1 protein-coding gene is annotated in these 2,344 nt (G+C 48.2%); it reads left to right on the forward strand.

Annotated elements, in window-relative coordinates; translation table 11 throughout:
* Nucleotides 1–547: 547 nt before the first annotated feature.
* Nucleotides 548–2,230 (forward strand): group II intron reverse transcriptase/maturase, encoded by a 1,683-nt coding sequence (ltrA, locus tag F3G95_RS13665; protein WP_149795379.1) that lies wholly within the window; start codon nt 548–550, stop codon nt 2,228–2,230.
* Nucleotides 2,231–2,344: the final 114 nt, after the last annotated feature.

The following is a 2,344-nucleotide window of genomic DNA, read 5'->3' on the forward strand; positions in this document are numbered from 1 at the left end:
GTGCGACACGAAGTCGCGTAATGTATTGTGTATAAACACTGCTCTATCCATTTGGAGTAACCCTACTGTGACCTGCACTGGTCAAAAGCCGGCGTTGGGAAGCTCACAGGACAATATGGGAAATCTGCCAGCCTAAAGCGGATGTACTGTTAGGGTAAAGAATGCTATGTCGAACGTAATGTGAATCATCGTAAGGATCGTTACAGGGAATAGGTGAAATAAGGCTGATACACCTACACCAAAAGGTGTTGGAGGTGACCGAGGGGCCTTTCGCTACCCCGAAGCAAATGGACACAAATCCTCCCGGTTCAAAGATGGCGGCTAAGGCATTCGAGAATTATGCATTACGTGGAACGTGGAAAACCCTATGCGTTCCTTGAACAAAGGTATCGACCTCGCAAGAGGAAGAAATGGCGCAGAGGGTATGAGATGGAATAAAAAGCGAAAGGTTCACTGTAACGGTGAGCATAGGGGTTCAAAATTTGCCCTGACCTGAAAGGGTGCTGACTTATTCCGGGTATTTCATGGCAAGATTGGAGGTATTCCTGTGAACGATAAGTATTCAACGACGGAAGGTAAAACTTCTGAGAAGCTGTCGGACGAAGCTATGTTGAGTGCCCAATGGAAAAACATTGACTGGCATAAGGCAGAGCGGGAAGTCAACAGGCTACAAATCAGGATTGTCAAGGCAACTCAGCAAAAAGACTACAACGCAGTAAAACGACTTCAGTATCTTCTGACACATTCCTTTTACGCCAAAGCACTGGCTGTCAAGCGTGTCGTAACCAACGACGGGCGCAGAACTCCCGGTGTGGATGGTGTTCTCTGGAACACTCCGGCGAAGAAAATGGCAGCGGCTCTATCGCTGACAGATAAAAGGTATCGTGCACGTCCTCTCCGTAGAGTGTATATCGAAAAGAAGGACAAGAAGAAAAAACGTCCGTTGGGGATTCCCACGATGTATGACCGCGCAATGCAGGCTCTTTATGCTTTGGCACTGGAACCGGTGGCGGAAACAACAGCAGATGGGAAATCCTTTGGTTTCCGAAAAGGAAGATGCGCACAGGATGCCTGCGAATATCTGTTCAATGCACTGTCGCGCAAGCACATTTCTCCGAAGTGGGTTTTGGAGGGTGACATCAAAGGTTGCTTCGACCATATCAGCCATGATTGGCTTCTGGCGAACATCCCCATGGACAAGAACATTTTGAAGCAGTTCTTAAAGGCGGGATTTATCTATCAGCGCGAACTCTTTCCTACCGAGGAAGGAACTCCGCAAGGTGGTATTATCTCCCCCATTCTGGCGAACATGACGCTGGATGGTATCGAGAAGAAGCTGGTCGAACGCTTTCACACGAACGCGCTCGGTAAGGTCGATTTAAGATTTAAGAATGCCCACAAAGTAAACTTCGTCCGCTATGCAGACGATTTTGTGGTCACAGCGGCAACACCTGAACTGGCTCTTGAAGCAAAGGAGCTGATTCGAGAGTTTCTCGCTGAACGCGGATTGGAACTTTCTGATGAAAAGACCGTTGTCACCAACATTGACGATGGTTTCGACTTCCTCGGCTGGAACTTCAGAAAGTATAACGAAAAGCTGATTATCAAGCCTTCCAAAAAGGCGGTCAAGGCTATCGTTTCCAATATCTCTGACACGATTCTCCGCAGAGGAAAAGCGTGGCAGCAAGATGTTCTGATTATGAAGTTGAATGAACAAATTCGAGGTTGGACTAATTACCACCAGTCCGTATGCGCAAGTGATGCGTTCGCGCATCTGGACTATGTCCTGTACGAACTGCTGTGGCGATGGGCTAAAAGACGGCACCCAAAGAAGAACAAGTGGTGGATTTCCACGAGATACTGGCATCGTGTCGGTAATCGGAACTGGGTGTTCTCTACGGAAAACAAGGAGCTGATACGGGTGGACAGCACAGCCATTGTGCGACATACCAAGATAAAAGCTACTGCAAATCCGTTCCTCGATGAGGCGTATTTCCAAAAAAGGAAATTCGATAAAGGAATGCACCGGCTGACTGGAAAATTCAAGATGATTTGGAAAAACCAGAACGGACTGTGCTACCACTGCGGAATGCCGATGGATGTAACGGAAGAAAGAGAAATCTTCTACCTTGCACCAAAGGCAAAGGCTGGCATGGAAGATGTTCGCAATATGCGCTACGTTCATTGCACCTGTCAGCGTATTTATGCTGAGAACCGCTTGAAGAAGTGATGAAATGCTTGAGCCGTATGACGGGAAACTGTCACGTACGGTTCTTAGGCGGGAAGGCGGTGGTAACACCGCTGACCCAGCCGATTACGCTCCGCTGGTGGAGCGTCTGCATGG

This window comes from Faecalibacterium sp. Marseille-P9312, assembly GCF_902497445.1.
Taxonomy (GTDB): domain Bacteria; phylum Bacillota; class Clostridia; order Oscillospirales; family Ruminococcaceae; genus Faecalibacterium; species Faecalibacterium longum.